Annotated in this window: 17 protein-coding genes and 1 pseudogene; 13 read left to right on the forward strand and 5 right to left on the reverse strand. The window is 46.1% G+C overall.

All coding sequences use genetic code 11. From position 1 onward, the window contains the following. The first annotated feature begins 328 nt into the window (after positions 1–328). The 3 genes from IQ257_RS05160 (at position 329) to IQ257_RS05170 (ending at position 2,863) form a co-directional block, all read left to right on the forward strand. On the forward strand, positions 329–1,510 hold the full coding sequence (locus tag IQ257_RS05160) for an aldo/keto reductase (protein ID WP_193877829.1): 1,182 nt from the start codon (positions 329–331) through the stop codon (positions 1,508–1,510). A 202-nt stretch (positions 1,511–1,712) separates the two neighbouring features. After that, complete coding sequence (locus IQ257_RS05165; protein WP_193877824.1) at positions 1,713–2,516, forward strand: EAL domain-containing protein; 804 nt, start codon at positions 1,713–1,715, stop codon at positions 2,514–2,516. Between the two features lie 149 nt (positions 2,517–2,665). Beyond that, positions 2,666–2,863 (forward strand): hypothetical protein, encoded by a 198-nt coding sequence (locus tag IQ257_RS05170; RefSeq protein ID WP_193877831.1) that lies wholly within the window; start codon positions 2,666–2,668, stop codon positions 2,861–2,863. Between the two features lie 14 nt (positions 2,864–2,877). On the opposite strand, the gene rsmG is transcribed toward IQ257_RS05170, so the two are convergent. Continuing rightward, positions 2,878–3,621, reverse strand: coding sequence for a 16S rRNA (guanine(527)-N(7))-methyltransferase RsmG (gene rsmG / locus IQ257_RS05175; protein ID WP_193877826.1), 744 nt, complete (start codon positions 3,619–3,621; stop codon positions 2,878–2,880). 79 nt (positions 3,622–3,700) lie between these two features. Here rsmG and IQ257_RS05180 point away from each other — a divergent pair, with 79 nt between their 5' ends. The 6 genes and pseudogenes from IQ257_RS05180 to IQ257_RS05205 all read left to right on the forward strand — a co-directional run. Continuing rightward, a complete protein-coding gene (locus IQ257_RS05180; protein WP_193932950.1) occupies positions 3,701–4,078 on the forward strand; it encodes a HEAT repeat domain-containing protein in 378 nt (125 codons plus the stop codon). Continuing rightward, positions 4,056–4,358 (forward strand): WD40 repeat domain-containing protein, encoded by a 303-nt coding sequence (locus IQ257_RS05185; protein WP_193932958.1) that lies wholly within the window; start codon positions 4,056–4,058, stop codon positions 4,356–4,358. Before IQ257_RS05180 ends, IQ257_RS05185 begins: the two co-directional genes overlap by 23 nt. 241 nt (positions 4,359–4,599) lie before the next feature. After that, a complete protein-coding gene (locus IQ257_RS05190) occupies positions 4,600–6,108 on the forward strand; it encodes an adenylate/guanylate cyclase domain-containing protein (protein WP_193882208.1) in 1,509 nt (502 codons plus the stop codon). Positions 6,109–6,369: 261 nt separating this feature from the next. Further along, positions 6,370–7,797, forward strand: coding sequence for an adenylate/guanylate cyclase domain-containing protein (locus IQ257_RS05195; RefSeq protein WP_193882206.1), 1,428 nt, complete (start codon positions 6,370–6,372; stop codon positions 7,795–7,797). Positions 7,798–7,828: 31 nt separating this feature from the next. Beyond that, positions 7,829–9,580, forward strand: a complete 1,752-nt coding sequence (locus IQ257_RS05200) for an adenylate/guanylate cyclase domain-containing protein (RefSeq protein ID WP_193932952.1) — start codon at positions 7,829–7,831, stop codon at positions 9,578–9,580. A 212-nt stretch (positions 9,581–9,792) separates the two neighbouring features. Continuing rightward, a pseudogene (locus IQ257_RS05205) lies at positions 9,793–10,098 on the forward strand (alpha-hydroxy-acid oxidizing protein); the annotation flags it as partial. Positions 10,099–10,289: 191 nt separating this feature from the next. Here IQ257_RS05205 and IQ257_RS05210 read toward each other — a convergent pair. Then, the gene (locus IQ257_RS05210) at positions 10,290–10,466 is read right to left on the reverse strand and encodes a hypothetical protein (RefSeq protein WP_193878194.1); all 177 of its coding nucleotides are present in this window, start codon (positions 10,464–10,466) and stop codon (positions 10,290–10,292) included. 164 nt (positions 10,467–10,630) lie between these two features. Between IQ257_RS05210 and IQ257_RS05215 the strand changes: the two genes are divergently transcribed. Together IQ257_RS05215 and IQ257_RS05220 are read left to right on the forward strand one after the other, a co-directional pair. Further along, positions 10,631–11,734 carry an NACHT domain-containing protein gene (locus IQ257_RS05215; protein WP_193878192.1) on the forward strand — a complete coding sequence of 368 codons (1,104 nt, stop codon included), beginning with the start codon at positions 10,631–10,633 and terminating at the stop codon, positions 11,732–11,734. Beyond that, positions 11,719–12,168, forward strand: a complete 450-nt coding sequence (locus tag IQ257_RS05220; protein WP_193878190.1) for a DUF29 family protein — start codon at positions 11,719–11,721, stop codon at positions 12,166–12,168. Before IQ257_RS05215 ends, IQ257_RS05220 begins: the two co-directional genes overlap by 16 nt. A 143-nt stretch (positions 12,169–12,311) precedes the next feature. Here the strand turns inward: IQ257_RS05220 and larE are convergent, their stop codons facing one another. Both larE and IQ257_RS05230 read right to left on the reverse strand, forming a co-directional pair. Then, positions 12,312–13,139, reverse strand: coding sequence for an ATP-dependent sacrificial sulfur transferase LarE (gene larE / locus IQ257_RS05225; protein WP_193878187.1), 828 nt, complete (start codon positions 13,137–13,139; stop codon positions 12,312–12,314). A gap of 87 nt (positions 13,140–13,226) precedes the next feature. Further along, positions 13,227–14,189, reverse strand: coding sequence for a ribonuclease Z (locus IQ257_RS05230; RefSeq protein ID WP_193878184.1), 963 nt, complete (start codon positions 14,187–14,189; stop codon positions 13,227–13,229). Positions 14,190–14,324: 135 nt separating this feature from the next. Here IQ257_RS05230 and IQ257_RS05235 point away from each other — a divergent pair, with 135 nt between their 5' ends. After that, entirely contained in the window at positions 14,325–14,753 is a 429-nt protein-coding gene (locus tag IQ257_RS05235) for a hypothetical protein (protein ID WP_228060438.1), read from the forward strand. An 84-nt stretch (positions 14,754–14,837) separates the two neighbouring features. Here the strand turns inward: IQ257_RS05235 and IQ257_RS05240 are convergent, their stop codons facing one another. Continuing rightward, a complete protein-coding gene (locus IQ257_RS05240) occupies positions 14,838–15,083 on the reverse strand; it encodes a helix-turn-helix domain-containing protein (RefSeq protein WP_193878183.1) in 246 nt (81 codons plus the stop codon). A 376-nt stretch (positions 15,084–15,459) separates the two neighbouring features. Here IQ257_RS05240 and IQ257_RS05245 point away from each other — a divergent pair, with 376 nt between their 5' ends. Continuing rightward, positions 15,460–16,614 carry a SpoIID/LytB domain-containing protein gene (locus tag IQ257_RS05245; RefSeq protein WP_193878181.1) on the forward strand — a complete coding sequence of 385 codons (1,155 nt, stop codon included), beginning with the start codon at positions 15,460–15,462 and terminating at the stop codon, positions 16,612–16,614. Positions 16,615–16,653 lie beyond the last annotated feature (39 nt).

A 16,653-nucleotide genomic window follows, 5' to 3' on the forward strand; every position in this document is an offset into this window, starting at 1 on the left:
AGAAGTGTAATTGAGCGGCTTGATGCAGGGGAGCGGGGGAGCTGGGGAACACTTAGAGATAAACTCTCCTCACTTTTTTCAAATTTGCTTGCATGGGGATGCTCCCAAGTTGCTTATTACTATCCCCAAAACTAATACTTGTCAATAGTTTCAGGGTAACACGACTACAGGCAATAGATGAGACGAGAGAGTTCGCATCTCCACAGGATCTAAATAGGTGAACAATAATTAAAAGAGAGAGTTGAACATCTTCAAGCCTTTTCTCGAAGGGAAAAGGTTAATCCAAAATAACCAATCTAAAATCCCTTGACTTCTGACCCCTCTTATGATGCAATACCGACGATTTGGGCGTACAGAATTGCAAATGCCGATATTCTCCTGTGGAGGTATGCGGTATCAGTTCAAATGGAAAGATGTCCCGGCATGGCAAATTCCCAGAGATAATCAACAAAATTTAGACGCCACAATTCGCCGCGCTTTAGAAGTTGGAATCAACCACATTGAAACGGCTCGTGGTTACGGCACTTCTGAAATGCAGTTGGGCAGGATTCTGCCGAAGTTTCCCCGCGAACAGCTTATCGTACAAACGAAGATTAGCCCCAAATCAGACTCCAAAGAATTTCGGCGTCAGTTCAAGCAGTCGCTGGCATTTCTGAAACTGGACTATGTTGACTTATTAGGGATACACGGCATCAATACGCGGGAGTTGTTGCATGATACGATTCGTCCCGGAGGTTGTCTGGATGTGGCGCGGCAGTTACAAGCTGAGGGCAAGGTGCGGTTTATTGGCTTTTCCACTCACGGGCCGACGGATGTCATTGTCAAGGCTATAGAAACTGACCAGTTTGACTATGTTAACCTGCACTGGTATTACATCAATCAATTCAATTGGTCTGCCATTGAAGCGGCAACCCGTCATGATATGGGCGTATTTATTATCAGCCCTTCGGATAAAGGGGGAATGCTTTACAAAGCTCCGCAGCGTTTGGTGGAACTGTGTGCGCCACTGAGTCCGATGGTGTTTAATGATTTGTTTTGTTTGAGTCATCCCCAGGTACATACGCTGAGTTTGGGGGCATCTCGTCCAACAGATTTTGACGAACACCTGAAGGCGGTGGAACTCTTGGATCAAGCTGATGAAATTTTACCGCCGATTTTGGCAAGATTGGAAAAAGAAGCGATCGCTCGACTAGGAGAAGACTGGCTCAAAACCTGGCAGCTTGGCTTGCCGACAGTTGAAGAAACACCAGGAAGCATTAATATCCCAGTAATTTTGTGGCTAAGGAATTTAGCGATCGCTTACGATATGATTGAATATGGTAAAATGCGTTATAACTTATTGGGGAGTGGCGGTCACTGGTTCCCAGGAGCTAAAGCGGAACAGGTGAGAAAACTTGATCTACAGCCATGTCTCCAACACAGCCCTCATGCCCAGGAAATACCTGCCTTGCTCGATGATGCCCATCGATTGTTAGGGGGTCAAGCTGTTAAACGTTTATCACAGCAATAACTTCTTCTACGAGTGATGTAACCGGACAAAATGCCTCGGTTCTCGCTTTCTGACTCTTTTCCTATTTATGGCTCAAGGCTTGACCAGGCTGGAGAAGAAGCTTAAGTTTATCTTAAGTAAACATTAATCAAAAGGGTAATAAAGTCTAATTCTAATACCCTGTAACTAGAGCTAAACGGATAGAAAATTGGAGGAAACAAATGTGGTGCAGAGTCTTTGTCAGAAGTCCCCGAACAGTCAAGATTTGCAAAAAGCCCTACTAGAAAATCGGTTTTGCCTATACTGTCAACCGATTATCCCCCTGAACACTCACTCAGAGGGATGCGTTCATAAGGAGATTTTATTGCGGATGGTGGGACAAGATGGCAAGCTTATCCAGCCCAATCAATTCCTTCCTTATGCCGAAGAATATGGATTGATGCCATCGATCGATCGCTGGGTGCTTAAATCCTTCTTTGATGGCATTTACCACCCCAGTAAGTGTATGGGATGTTGGGCTAGGGGATACTACTGCGGCTGCATTATCGCATTTAATCTATCTGGCTCTAGTATTAACAATGAAGAATTTTTAACCTTCTTAGAAGAAGCTGTTACCACACATCCAGTTCCGCCTTATAGCTTGGTGTTTGAAATTACAGAAACAGTGGCACTGTCCAACCTAGAAAAAACTCGCCAGTTTATTCTGCGATTGCAGAAGTTGGGTTGCCAATTTGCCCTTGATGATTTTGGAACAGGAATGGCAAGTTTAGCCTATCTGAAAGAATTGCCCTTAGACTTTGTAAAAATTGATGGGATGTTCGTGCGAGATTTGGCGACTAACCCTGTCTCAGCCGCTATTGTGTCTGCGATTGTGCAGATTGCGCAAGTGAAGAATATTCAGACGGTTGCCGAATATGTCGAAAACGTTCAAATTTTGGAACAGTTGAAAGAATTAGGTGTTGGTTATGCTCAGGGGTTTTACTTGGGTAAACCGACACCTGTTCTTCAGCGATCGCCAATACTGTGATAACTCAGTGGGGGGTAAAGAATCTCAGACCAATATAAGCTAACGTGTGGTGTTTGTCACAAGTATACAACTCTAATTCTTCTAAGTTGCTATAAACGGTTTGTCCATCAGGGTAGTTTTCAAAAAAATCGGCGAACCGCGAGTTACTAATGAATTGGATTATCACAAAAACACAACCTATCGTTACTGCATTATCCCAGATTTTTACAACCAACCAAATTGCCGAAAAATTATCAGATCGGCAACAATCGCTGCGTAGTTTAGGATTGCTCGTCGATGACATGGATTCAGAACAGACGCCTTTAGAACGAATTCGCAAGCGGATTAATCTGATATTTGGTATTTGAAAGGAGCCGATAATTTATAAAGGTTGCTGTGCAGGTATGCCAACCCCACGGGGAAATTGAGCCGGAGTGGGTGAAATGAGGCGCAAGTATATACAGTGGCGAATGCTTTGAGTTAGGGGTGTGGTGAAGGGTTCAATCGCTTCGATCGCTCCCCCTAATTGTTCAAGTGCTGGTTTTAGGGTTTCCGTTTCCGCTTGTGTCCAATGACCTCGGTATAGAATGGCTAAACCCCCAACCTCTAACAACGGTAAGGCATATTCGGCACAAACGGATGCTGATCCGACGGCGCGAACTAGGGCAATATCGTAAGTTTGGCGGTGCTGCGGTTGTTGTCCAATGGCTTCTGCTCTACCCACTAAGGTTGTAGCGTTCTCTAAATTTAACTGGGAGATTAAGGTGTCGAGAATGTTGATTTTTTTGCGGGTAGAATCGAGTAGGGTAACGGAACTTTGAGGAAGTGCGATCGCAACTGGAAATCCGGGAAATCCTGCACCTGTCCCAATGTCAATCATCGTCTGGAAGAAACTTGATGATTGCAATAGGGGTGCCACTCCCCGCAGGGAATCCCACAAATGCTTTTCCCAAAACTCCTCCGGCGCGGTAATTCGGGTTAAATTCAACTGGCGGTTGCCTGCCAAAATCCCTTCGTAAAGGCGTTGAAAGGTTTTTTGCTGGACTTCATTGGGTTGCCAGCTTAGGGTTTGCTGCCAAATGTCTGTGAGTTCGGGTAATAGGGGTGAATGTTGAGTATCGGTCATGGGTGGCACAATACAGATAACATACTACAGAAACATTACAATTAAAAAGTACAGTAGGGGCAGAATAGATTAGCAGTCAATGGCAGCCAAATTCAATCAGCCCAGAGCCGATGATGCCGTCTTAGGAGGTTGTTCAATACCATCTCCCCCTTATGCTGCTGTATTAGGAGGATTGGTGGGGGTGAAGCGTCGCTTTGTCAGTCCAGTGGTCAGCCAGCGAATCGCTGCGGTTAAGGATACCATCAAGTATGGTCAAGAGGGATTCCCTTTGCTGTTGGACGGGCTGAAGGATTCTGACTGGCGAGTGCGTCACGCTGCCTACTCGCTTCTCAAGGGGTTTGATGACAACCGATTGCGGCAGCGTCTGGCAGAGTACAACCCGTTTCAATTTTTGAGTTGTCTTTACCGACATCCTACTGCTCAGTCTACCGCTTATGCACTATGGCAGTCAGGATAAAACGATTAAGGTGTGGCATTTGCGTACTGGCAATTTGCTCAATACATTAAGTGGACATTGGGGTGAAGTCAATGCTGTTGCTATCAGTAAAGATGGGCAAACATTGGTGAGTTGCAGTGGGGATGAAACCCTGCGGTTGTGGCATTTGCCAACAGGGATTTTGCTGCACAATTTGACAGGACATCGAGGAGCAGTTGTTTCGCTGGCTATTAGTTCAGATGCACAAAAAATAGTGAGTGGCAGTCTGGATCGAACCCTGCGGGTGTGGGGAATGGGGTAGGGGAGCGGGGGAGCGGGGGAGCGGGGAGTCGAGAAACTTTACAGAGAAGGGACCGGATCGACGAAATAGTTCCCTATCTGACGAACTTGCTACAATAGACATCTCCAGAAATTAGGTTTTCACCTATACAGGATAAGGGTTTCAGATTCTGTTTCGGAGATGTCTAATAGCCCATATTTGCGGAGACACCTTGAAATCGTTGAAGTATGAATTTTAGGATGCTCTCTGCATGAGGAATAACATGGGCAGGTTCATTGTTCAAGTCTGGGCAGCATTCATCCGCCTGCTATACAAGCGGACTATTCTGGTTCTCAGCCTTCTATTTTGCCTGGGTATAACAGGGGCGTTATGGAATATCTCTCATCTCTCCTCAAGCCTGATTGAATCCCAAGCCCTCCAAAATGCAGCCCTCTATGCCCAAACTCTCAAAGAGTCACGCACGCTTTACACCTCAGAGGTTGTCAATCGCGTCAAACCCCACGATATTACCGTTACTCATGACTATGACTCTAAAAATGCTGCCATTCCCCTACCCGCCACATTTTTGATCGAACTGGGCAAATACATCAGCGAAGAAAATCCCGGTATGTCAGTCCGGTTGTACAGCGATTACCCCTTTCCCTGGCGGCGTGCTGAAGGAGGTCCGAGAGACAATTTTGAACGGGATGCGCTACGCTACTTGAAAGCCCATCCCAATGACACATTTTCTCGCATCCAGAAGTTCCGAGGGCGTCAGTCCTTGCGATATGCTGTTGCCGATACCTTACAACCGAGTTGTGTTGGCTGTCACAACACTCACCCCGCTACTCCCAAAAATGACTGGAAAGTGGGCGATGTGCGGGGCATCTTAGAGATTACTCATCCCCTCGATACTTTCGTTGCCCAAACTCGTGTGGGGTTACAAGGCACGTTCACCATGTTAGCCATCCTATCGGCGTTAGCCCTTTTGGGACTGACTCTGGTTATGGGCAGACTGCGCCGCACTTCCCAAGAGTTAGAACGGCGAGTTATGGAACGCACAGCAGAACTCCAAAAGACGAATGAAGAACTAGAGAACGAAATTGCCGAACGCAAACTGGCAGAAGAAGCACTGCAATTGGAACAAGAAAAGTCCGATCGCTTATTGCTAAATATCTTACCCGAGCCGATCGCGAAAAAGTTAAAACAAGACCCCAGCACGATCGCCGAATTATTTGCCGAAGTTACTATTTTATTTGCCGACTTGGTTAATTTTACCCAATGGTCGGCTGAAACTTCACCCACAGAACTGGTCGAATTACTCAACCAAATCTTCTCCGGGTTCGACCGAATCACAGAACAGCATGGGTTGGAGAAGATTAAAACAATCGGAGATTCCTATATGGTTGTGGGCGGATTGCCGACACCCCGTAGCGATCACGCCGAAGCGATCGCAAATATGGCGCAGGATATGCAACAGGAATTAGCCAACTTTAATGCCAAGCATGAGCAATCCTTTACTATTCGGATTGGCATTAACACAGGTTCAGTGGTGGCTGGCGTCATTGGCACCAAAAAATTTATTTACGATTTGTGGGGCGATGCCGTCAATACCGCCAGTCGCATGGAATCCCACGGAATTGCTGGTAGGATTCAAGTATCAGAATCGACCTACGAGCGTTTGCGGGATCAGTATGCCCTTGAGGAACGCGGTATTATCGAGGTCAAAGGAAAAGGAGAAATGAGAACGTATTTCCTTATAGGGAGAAAATTTCCTGATCGGTTGGCTTGAGGGCTGAAAGTTAGCTTAATAGGCAGGCGTAACCTTTGAGACGGTAGAATAGGCATCTTGTCTGTCAAAGTCCTGATTGACTGACAAAAAGAAGAGCGCCCTCACCCCCAACCCCTCTCCCCAAGGGAGAGGGGAGAAGGATTGCAGCTACCTCTACTAACTTAAAATCCAGCAACAAAAGCCAGGATTAAACCAGGGTGACATCACGGTGCTACTGAACTTACAGGCATTACCTCTAAGAGCTATCCGAGGAAAAATTGGATGTCATCTCAACGTTTAATGGTATTAGGTTTATTGACCGCTCGGTTATCGCGGCGTATTGTTTTGTGGGTTTTTGTCAGCATTATTACCATTGAAGCCATTATTCTAGTTCCCTCGTATTTCCAGCGTGAACGAGAACTTCTTCAGCAATTAGAGGAGGTGTCAAAAGAAGTTGTTGAGGGGGTAGTGCGCTTCACTCAACAAAATACCCCCGATATTTTCTTTGAGGATAAAGTTCAAAAGCTGATTATTGGTTCTGACATCATCCTAGGCGTTGCCATTTACAAGTCTGATGAACAACTGATGGGGATATTTGGCGAACCTCCTCAAATTTCCTTCTCCGACTTGAAACGTTCTAAGATGATGCAGATCCGCCGTTGGAACGGTCAGCGTTATGACGTAGCTTGGTCATCCCACCAATTGGGAGTTCCGTATGTTGTGATTATTCGTCATAATGCCTCCTTCATTCAACCCAAATTATATGCCTTCACGTTACGGATAGCTGGTCTAGTCTTGTTAATTTCAGTGTTTGTTACAGGCACGACAATGCTGGTTTTGGGAAGGATTGTAATTGTACCAATCTTGCAACTCCGTAACGACTTAATTGCTGTGGGAGAAGCCATTAGTCAAGACAAGCCCCATCCCAGCTTTTACTCTCTATCCGTGCAGCCTCACGATGAGTTGGGAGAAGTAATGGCAGCATTTAACCAGATGTTTGAGCGCGTTTCCTGGGAAATTGCCCAGCGCAAGCAGGCGGAGGTTAGTGTGCGTGCCGAACAGGAAAAATCTGAGCGTTTGTTGCTAAATATTCTACCAGAACCGATAGCGAAAAAATTAAAACAAAATCAAAACTGCATTGCTGATGGGTTTGCTGAGGTCACGATTCTATTTGCTGATATTGTTGGATTTACTCAACTGGCTTCTCAGATTTCTCCAACAGAATTGGTTAATTTACTCAACGAAATCTTCTCCGCTTTCGATCGCCTGACTGAGAAGCACGGTTTAGAGAAAATTAAGACGATTGGCGATGCCTATATGGTTGCTGGTGGTTTACCCATGCCTCGGAGTGATCATGCTGAAGCGATCGCGGATATGGCACTGGATATGCAGCAGGACGTCAGACAGTTTAATGACAAGCACGGTGCAAAACTCAATATTCGCATTGGCATCAACACTGGACCGGTGGTTGCCGGAGTCATTGGCACGAAAAAATTCATTTACGACTTGTGGGGAGATGCCGTTAATACCGCCAGCCGTATGGAATCCCATGGGATTGCTGGTGCAATTCAAGTGAGTCTCTCAACCTACGAGCTTTTAAAAAATCGGTTTGAATTGAAAGAGCGGGGTGCAATTCCGATTAAAGGCAAAGGAGAGATGACGACTTATCTGCTCATCGGCAGAAAAAGTCAGAACTTAATCAGTGGTTGAGTCTCTCGTTCCAGATTGGACTAAACACAGGATGATGACAAATACCCGCCAATGGCTCAATGGCTCTTTTTTAGCGAAAAGTCGTCGCTACATTCCAGTCGGCTTAACCCTTAGCATCGGGATGGGATTGTCGGTTGTCGCGTCTGTCGTTGCCTGGGGATGGGCGAACAAGCAAGACTTGATGCAATTCCAACGGCAGTCTGACAACTTAGCGACTGCATTTCAGCGCCAAATTGATGAGTATTCCTTTATTGCCGTGTCAATTCGGGCATTCTATGGGGCATCAAGGGAAATTACCCAACCCAATTATGAGGAGTTTACTCAATACTTGCTGGCTCGTCACTCTGGTATCTTGACATTGGGTTGGATTAAACCTGTACCGATTGCCCAACGACAGGCTTACGAAACGGAGATAGCTGCCGGGGGATTTCCCAATTTTTATATCTATGAACAAGACGCAACAGGGCAGGTTGTAAAAGCTAAACAGCGCTCGGACTATTTTCCTATTACCTTTTCACCACAACAGAAGGCAGTGGGATTCGATCTGGGTTCCCATCCATGGGGAAAAGCGGTGATTGAGAAGGCACAGGTTACGGGAGATTTGGTGGCTACCACTCAGTTAAACTTGCCAATTCATTCTCAAACGCCTTCTCAAACCAATCTAGCCATGTTGCTCGCCGTTTATCGCAATGATGCGCTTCATAATACCCCCGAAACTCGCCGTCAATCGTTTCAGGGAGCAATAATTGGTGTTTATTCGGTAGCGGATATCATTAATGCTTCTGTGCAAGGACTTAATCTGGATCAGTTGAATTTTTGTCTGTACGACGAATCTGCCCCTGCCAAAAATCGCTTCCTAGCCTCCTACACATCCCATAACCAAAGGGTTGAGATGCAGTCGGGGGGGGCGTCCTGCCGTCGCCATTTAGCTTACACCCATTCGATTCAAGTTGCCGATCAACGGTGGTTGCTTCGCTTCTGGCGATCGCCCAACTCCTCGGGTTTAGGCATTCCGCCGATCGCTGGCGTGACGTTGGTGAGTGGGTTGTTGCTGACGGGTACGTTGGTTGCCTACTTGTTGCGATCGCTGCGTCACACGGCTGAGATTGAAGCGGAACGGGAAAAATCAGAACTGCTTCTACTGAATATCTTGCCCAAACCCATTGCCGATCGCTTGAAGCAAAAAACCGAAACCATTGCCGATAGTTTCACGGAGGTAACGGTTTTGTTTGCGGATATTGTTGGCTTTACCCAGCTATCAGAACGACTCTCGCCCACGGAACTGGTTAAGTTGCTGAATGAAATTTTCTCAGCCTTCGATCAACTAACTGAAACCTATAATTTAGAGAAAATTAAAACCATTGGGGATGCCTATATGGTGGTGGGCGGTTTACCTGCACAGCGCTGCGATCATGCCGAAGCGATCGCAAATATGGCACTGGATATGCAACGGGAAGTGGCTCGATTTAGTGCCGAACAAGGTGAAGCGTTTAGTATTCGGATTGGCATTAACACAGGGCCCGTAGTTGCCGGAGTGATTGGGACGAAAAAATTTATTTACGACTTGTGGGGAGATGCCGTTAATACGGCTAGCCGTATGGAATCCCACGGCATACCCGGTTGTATTCAAGTAACGGCTTCCACTTACGAATGCTTGCGAGATCAGTATGAATTTAAAGAGCGGGGAACGATTAACGTTAAGGGGAAGGGGGAGATGACAACGTATCTATTGGTTGGTAGATCCAAGTTGCTCCCTTCCCGCTCAAAGAATATCTCAGGTTGAGGTGGGCAGGGGGGTTTGGGGAGTAGGATGGGCGTCTCGTCTGTCCTGAAAATGGTGCTTGGTAGCGTGAAATTCAATACCGGGAGATCCCCCTAATACCAATTGGCTTTTCCAATGGCACAGGGGGGGATCGATCAACTCCCTTACAGTATTGAGGCAGGTTGATAAAGTTGAAACTCTATCTCCTTTCACGTTAAAGCAAAAGTTTATTATTAAGAACGCAACTTCTAGGAGAGACTCTCTCGTTGCCAATTTTGGTGGCACCGATGGCTTTTCAGTGTTTGGCGCATTCGGAGGGAGAATTGGCAACTGCAAAAGCTGCTGATGGGGTGGGGGCGGTAATGGTGTTGAGTACGTTGGCGACGAAGAGTTTAGAGGAGGTGGCGCAGAGTCGAGGAGATACGCCTCAGTGGTTTCAACTTTACATTCATCGCGATCGCGCGTTGACTCGTACTCTGGTAGAACGGGCAGAGGCGGCTGGTTTTAAGGCATTATGCTTGACGGTGGATGCACCGGTTTTTTAGAGGTGGCGATGGCGTTGAGTGGTTGTGCCCAGATTGAAGATATTGATGCTAGTCTTGTTACGAAATTTTAATACGATGGGGGGTGACACCCCTCACCCCTTCACGCTATAGTGTGATTAGTAGATGCACCCTGATAATCAAGAGAGACACTGAAGTGGCTCTCTTCTTTGTTTGGATCGCGTGAGTTATTCTATCCCTGGATGTTCGGCGGGTTGAGGGGATTCGGGGTTAAGATGGATTTCGTGATCACCCTTTTTTTCAACAGTTAACCGCTTCATCACCCACGTTAAGATTCTATCAGCCGACTTTTCCACAATCCACACTAAAAAGGCTTCGAGGATTAGCATTAGGATAGCGTCCATACCATCACCTTGAACTACGACCCTTCTAAGATTGCTGAAATCAAGTTTGGGTAAGGGTTAGGGCAGGTATGAGTTTAGGTATGACTTGGGTATGAGTTGTGTGAGTTCGTCACAGATGTCTCATAGACAGGGATAGAATAGGCGAAAGCTTTATTGTTGTTGGAATGATAGGGCGATCACTTCAGGCATCGAAACAAGGTATTCAGTTAGCCAAGCAAGCTTTAATCAGCAAAAGGTTAAAGCAGAAGGATTTAATCGGTTTTGTGTGTCAGAGTCGCCAGCCGATTTCTAAGTTCTTTACAGGTAAACCCGTTGATCGAGAAATCTTTGTGGGGATTTGCGAAAGGTTGGGGTTGAAGTGGGAGGAAATTGCTGAGGAGGGATTGAGCTCTCCCCCAACCTGTCTCCTGCAAGGAGAAGGGCGTAATTCTCCCCCCTTCCTTGATGAAAAGGCTTCGTTTTTTGCCATCCCTCCTCGTAGAGGAGACAGAGGGGAGTCAGGTTTGGATATCGATACTTTGGTGCAACAGGTACGCCAGCAGCGCCACGACAAAATTCAATATCAGTGTGGCACCATGCGGATGCTGGATATTTCTCAGCCTATTGCAATTTCAGATATCTACACCGATGTCAATATATTAGAGGAGATACCCAGTCAGCAATGGCGAGAGATTTCTGATCTAGTGCGAGATTTTAATCTAGAATCCGATAACTTTGACCGACTGGGACTTGGCAAGCGTCAGCAACGAGTACCTGGGTTAGAGGCTGTGTCTCGGTACTCTAAACTAATGGTACTCGGTAAACCGGGGTCGGGTAAAAGCACATTTTTGCAGTGGGTAGCAATTAAGTGCGATTTAGGCGAGTTTCAACCGAACCTAGTCCCGATATTTATCCGACTGAAAAACTTTGCTGATGATACCAGAAAAGACGACAGCAAATTCAGGTTATTGAACTACATCAGTGAAGAGTTTTTTAGTTGTGGGATTGCAGAAAAATCGATAGTTGAAATAGTACTTAATCAAGGGAAAGCCTTAATTTTGTTAGATGGATTAGATGAAGTGCGAGGTGATGATGGAGATAATATTTTAAAGCAAATACGAAGATTTCCCGAAACGTATTTCAAAAATAAATTAATTATAACTTGTAGAATTGCCGCCCTTAAATATTATTTTCATGGATTTACTAATATTGAAATTGAAGACACCTTATTATTACCCATTGCCGAAATTGAGAAGCGGAGGAATAAAAGCGCATGGAAGAACTCATAACCTTAAAGGAATTTATCCAGCAAGGCAAAATCCCGGAAGCATTGGAACTTGTGGAAGAATTAGAGGAGATGAGCAAATCTGATAAACTCAATAAAATATTTAGCTATAGCATCATTCTCTTATTACATTTAATTAAAAAAGCCGCCGAAAACCGCACCACTAAATCGTGGCAGGTTTCTATATTCAATTCGGTTAAGCAAATTCAACGCACGAATCGACGCCATAAGGCAAAAGGAACTTATTTAACCGAAGAGGAATTACGGGAAACCTTACAGGATGCTTATGAATCCGCCTTGAGAAATGCAGCCCTAGAAGCGTTCGAGGGAATTTATGAAACTGAAGAGCTCGGTGCAATGGTTAATCGAGAAGAACTTATGGAAATAGCAATGGATTTGATTCTAGAACGTCAATTCATTGATGGATTGTCCGAATAGCCAAACGCAGCCGAAAACTACGATTATGTTGAAATTAGCAATAATTTTACAACTACAGCAAATTATTATCTGTCACTAGTTCCCCTTATCCCAACCTTGGGAGAAGGGGTTAGGGGATGAGACTGAAACCTCCGCCGCCCTTATCAAACCTTCGCGCCCAATACTTCCCGATCTAACACTTGATTTAACTTCCCACTGCGATATCCTTCCAAATCCAGCGTCACATAGACAAAACCAAACCCTTGAAACGCCGATACTACAGTCGGCAAATCTACCGTCACAACAAACTCCTTAATCAGTTCCGGCGGTAACTCAATCCGTGCCGTATCCCCTTCAGAACGGACTCGCAGATTAGAAAAACCTAACCGACGCAAATAAATCTCCGCACGCCCTACCCGTTGCAATTTGTCTACCGTAATTTCTTCCCCATAGGGAAAGCGCGAACTCAAACAAGGTTGGGCGGGCTTATCCCACCAAGTCAGCCCTAACTGTTTTGAGAGTTGGCGCACTTCGGCTTTCGTAACCCCTACTTCAGCTAAAGGCGATCGCGCCCCTCTCTCCTTCGCCGCCTGAATTCCCGGACGATAATCCCGCAAATCATCGGCATTCACCCCATCCACTACATAGGGATAACCCCGTTTTCGTGCTAACGGTTTGAGCGTGTCGTGAAGTTCACTTTTGCAAAAATAGCAGCGATTCACCGGGTTAGTCGTGTAATTAGGGTTATTCATCTCATAGGTTTGAATCACCTCATGGGGAATCCCAATCACCGCCGCTTGCATAGAGGCATCTTCCAGCTCTTCTGGTAACAGGGAAGGCGACTCCGCCGTTACTGCCAAAGCGCAATCGCCTAAAACATCATAGGCAATCTTAGCAATTAAGGTACTATCAACTCCCCCAGAATAGGCAATCAATGCCTGCTCCATCTCGGCAAATACTGTTTTGAGTTGTTCGAGTTTTTTCTCTAGCATAGTTCACTACTAATCTTTTTCCTAACTGGCAGAAGGAAAGTCTTGGAGCGATCGCACCTGTATTACAGACTATCCCCACTTTTCCCATTAACGGCTACCTACCTGCACCAATTCCTCGGCACGCCGTCGCGGTATCTCGTAGGTGAAAAAATCATACGCCAGGACTGTATTGGGAAAAATAGCCCGTGCTTCCTGGAGCAAATCGTTTAATTGAATATCATTTCCGGGTGCATAGCGAGGGCTGAAATGGGTCAAAATGAGCTGTTTCGCGCCAGCACCCAACGCGACTTGGGCTGCCATGGTTGACGTTGAGTGTAAGCGGTCAAATGCTAACTGAGCATCTTGGTGAGAAAAGGTCGCTTCATGAATCACCACGTCAGCATCTTGTGCCAGTGCTACAGCTCCTTCACAGTAAACCGTATCCGTGCAGTATGCGAATTTACGCCCTATTTCGGGTTCGCCACACAACTCACTTCCCCGAATCTGACGCCCATCAGTTAGCGTTACGGTTTCCCCACGCTTGAGCCTACCGTAGACGGGACCAGAGGGAATACCCATTGCTTTTGCCTTTTCCACATCAAAGCGCCCCGGACGGTCTTTTTCTACCACTCGGTAGCCAAAAGACTGCACCCGATGCTTGAGGTTTTCGCAGCTAACGATAAATTCCTCATCTTCATAGATAATGCCAGGGGTGACAGTATGAACCTGAACCGGGAAGGAAAAGTGGGTGTGAGAGTATTTTCCACAAGCTTTCAGGTACTCATGAAGACCGGTAGGACCATAAATATCGACTCGCTCGACATTACCCGCCAAACCACAACTAGCCAGTAACCCCATCAAACCAAAGATATGATCGCCGTGCAGGTGGGTGATAAAAATGCGGCGTAGCTGGCTGCTTTTTAGTTCACTACGCAGTAGCTGATGCTGAGTGCCTTCACCACAGTCAAACAGCCAAAATTCTGCCCGTTGGGGCAACCGCAGCGCTACACTCGACACATTGCGCGATCGCGTCGGTACTCCTGAGCTAGTTCCTAAAAATGTAATCTGCACCGGCTTTGCCCTTCAACTTCCCTCCTTCCCTATGGTACACAGCAACGGAGATCGAGGGTGTCCGTATCTCCGTCATTGCTTGACTTCTGTGCATTCTTGACTAATACTATAGTCTTCAATGTACTCGAATAGCGAATGTTCTACTACTACGGCAGAAAGAAACAAATAGCAAAATATTACCCCTCTCCTAACTTTGATACCCTCATAGAACCGTTTGCAGGTTCAGCCGCTTATTCACTATACGGGGAGAATTGGAAAAAGGAAGTTATTCTCATTGAGAGAGATGAGCGAGTTTCTGAGATTTGGCAGTGGTTGATCGAGGAGGCAACGCCATCCAAAATCAGCAGCCTCCCTGATTTAGAGATTGGTGAAAAGAGTTCCGAATTCCTTCACATTATTCATGCTGCCACCAAAATGGCTTTTCACTACAAAACTATTAAAGTAACCCCTGTTTTAGCCAGAAATTGGGAGATCAGTAAACGATACATGGCACAAAATTTATTTAAGGTTAAGCATTGGAGAATTATTAACGCGGATTACCTCCTAGCTCCTACAGTTGATTAAATAACTTCTAAAAAGCTATTGGCTTGCTCTAGTGCAGATTTAATATGCTGGATATTCACTTCAAATCCACAATAAATATTGAATTCAGGGTTGATGATATAAATCATCTAGGGTTTGTTCTACTTCGGCAATCAAGCTACTGGCTGTGGTATTTAAAGATTTTGATATCTCAAACAAAACGGACAAGGTAGGAGACTTCAAACCCCGCTCAATTTGGCTAACGTAAGTGCGGTGAATTCCGGCTCTGTCAGCCAGTTCTTCTTGAGAAATCTTTGCTCTTGTTCTGTATTTAGCTACAACTCTACCTAAAGCCTTATTAATGTCTGTCATGCCGAAAAATATCTCAGAAAGAGAGACTACCAGTCTACAGACAATAGTATTCAAGCTATTCGTCTAGCGGCTACGGGTTGACTCCCCCAAAGTTCAAGGGGGTGTAGAGAACCGACATTGGGGATTGCACCCCACACCCTGGACGCGACACGATGAGTCATCATTCAACCCCTCTAGCCGATTGACACAAAATGTGCTAGAAGTAAGCGAATCAATCGTGCTTCCAAAAGTAAAACGTTTGAAAAAGAATAATCAATCCGTGCGGATTTGGTGTTAAGAGTCTTGAACGAAGTAATTTAGCGCTTGCCTTTAGTTACAATTCAATGGCTGCAATTCCGAAAACGAAACCTATAGTCGTGTGAGGAAATAATCAAAGATGGCATCTAGACGTGTCCCTGTCTCACTGGTATCTCTACTCAAGCAGATGATGTTGTTTGGAGGGCGGCATTGGTTGCTCTCCTTTTTAGTGTGGATCGTTTTAGTCGGTCCAGCTCAAGCCGCGATGGAACTGCGGGTGGCAATTCAAGAGGGTGTCAGTCGAGTGAAAGTGGGGAGTTCCACCAAAGCGATTGTCCGTGATAGTGCGGGGCAGGCGGTGGGAGAATTGAAGGCGATGAATGGCTTTAATGCCCAATCTAGAAGTGGTAGCGTCACCCTGGGAAGTTTGCGTTCGGGTGCATTGTCGATTGAACCGACTGATAATGGTTTTGTCTGGATTGGCGATCGCTGGTATCGGGGACGTACTCGACTCGTGGCGACTGGCGGCGGTTTGATTGCCGTTAACCAGGTTGATTTAGATCAGTACCTCTACAGCGTGATCGGCTCGGAAATGAGTTCCAGTTGGCCCCTAGAAGCTTTGAAAGCTCAAGCAGTTGCTGCCCGTACCTATGCGCTTAACCAACGGGCTAAGTCAGGAAATGGCATCTACGATGTCGGTGACACGACAAAATGGCAAGTTTACAAAGGACTGGAAGCAGAAGCGACAAGCACTCAGCAAGCTGTAAATGACACCTCAGGTCAGATCATGACCTATAGTGGTGAGCCGATTCTGGCAGTCTTCCACTCATCCTCTGGAGGACATACAGAAAATGTGGAAGATGTATGGAGTCAACCTCTACCTTACCTACGGGGTGTTCCCGATTACGATATAGGTGCGCCCGTCTATCAGTGGATGCAATCCTTTTCTAGTGGAGAACTTAGCCGTAGAATTGGTGGTGTTGGTACAGTAACGTCGATGACGCCAGAAAGTACGACTCCGAACGGACGCATTGCCACGATGCGGGTGCAAGGTACTGGTGGCAGCAAGCGCGTTAAAGGGAATGACCTCCGCAGCGCACTCGGTCTAAAAAGTACCTTATTCACCGTCTCTAAAACAGGTGGTAGCTTCCAAATCAATGGTCGGGGTTACGGTCATGGTTTGGGTTTGAGCCAGTGGGGAGCCCATAATTTAGCGGCTCAAGGTACGAACTACCAACAGATTTTGGGTCACTACTACCAACAAGCGACTCTCTCCCAGATGCAGTCTCGCTAAAGGTTTAGCTCATCCCACGACATTTAGTCGTGGGATCTC

The sequence above is a fragment of the Coleofasciculus sp. LEGE 07092 genome (genome assembly GCF_015207375.1).
Lineage (GTDB): Bacteria > Cyanobacteriota > Cyanobacteriia > Cyanobacteriales > Coleofasciculaceae > LEGE-07092.

What these genes read in the sequence shown, in the direction of transcription:
- IQ257_RS05160 (WP_193877829.1), top strand. Translation starts at nt 329, where the DNA reads ATGCAATACCGACGATTTGGGCGTACAGAATTGCAAATGCCGATATTC.
- IQ257_RS05170 (WP_193877831.1), top strand. Translation starts at nt 2,666, where the DNA reads ATGAATTGGATTATCACAAAAACACAACCTATCGTTACTGCATTATCC.
- rsmG (WP_193877826.1), bottom strand. Translation starts at nt 3,621, where the DNA reads ATGACCGATACTCAACATTCACCCCTATTACCCGAACTCACAGACATT.
- IQ257_RS05180 (WP_193932950.1), top strand. Translation starts at nt 3,701, where the DNA reads ATGGCAGCCAAATTCAATCAGCCCAGAGCCGATGATGCCGTCTTAGGA.
- IQ257_RS05185 (WP_193932958.1), top strand. Translation starts at nt 4,056, where the DNA reads ATGCACTATGGCAGTCAGGATAAAACGATTAAGGTGTGGCATTTGCGT.
- IQ257_RS05190 (WP_193882208.1), top strand. Translation starts at nt 4,600, where the DNA reads ATGGGCAGGTTCATTGTTCAAGTCTGGGCAGCATTCATCCGCCTGCTA.
- IQ257_RS05195 (WP_193882206.1), top strand. Translation starts at nt 6,370, where the DNA reads ATGTCATCTCAACGTTTAATGGTATTAGGTTTATTGACCGCTCGGTTA.
- IQ257_RS05200 (WP_193932952.1), top strand. Translation starts at nt 7,829, where the DNA reads ATGATGACAAATACCCGCCAATGGCTCAATGGCTCTTTTTTAGCGAAA.
- IQ257_RS05210 (WP_193878194.1), bottom strand. Translation starts at nt 10,466, where the DNA reads ATGGACGCTATCCTAATGCTAATCCTCGAAGCCTTTTTAGTGTGGATT.
- IQ257_RS05215 (WP_193878192.1), top strand. Translation starts at nt 10,631, where the DNA reads ATGATAGGGCGATCACTTCAGGCATCGAAACAAGGTATTCAGTTAGCC.
- IQ257_RS05220 (WP_193878190.1), top strand. Translation starts at nt 11,719, where the DNA reads ATGGAAGAACTCATAACCTTAAAGGAATTTATCCAGCAAGGCAAAATC.
- larE (WP_193878187.1), bottom strand. Translation starts at nt 13,139, where the DNA reads ATGCTAGAGAAAAAACTCGAACAACTCAAAACAGTATTTGCCGAGATG.
- IQ257_RS05235 (WP_228060438.1), top strand. Translation starts at nt 14,325, where the DNA reads ATGTTCTACTACTACGGCAGAAAGAAACAAATAGCAAAATATTACCCC.
- IQ257_RS05240 (WP_193878183.1), bottom strand. Translation starts at nt 15,083, where the DNA reads ATGACAGACATTAATAAGGCTTTAGGTAGAGTTGTAGCTAAATACAGA.
- IQ257_RS05245 (WP_193878181.1), top strand. Translation starts at nt 15,460, where the DNA reads ATGGCATCTAGACGTGTCCCTGTCTCACTGGTATCTCTACTCAAGCAG.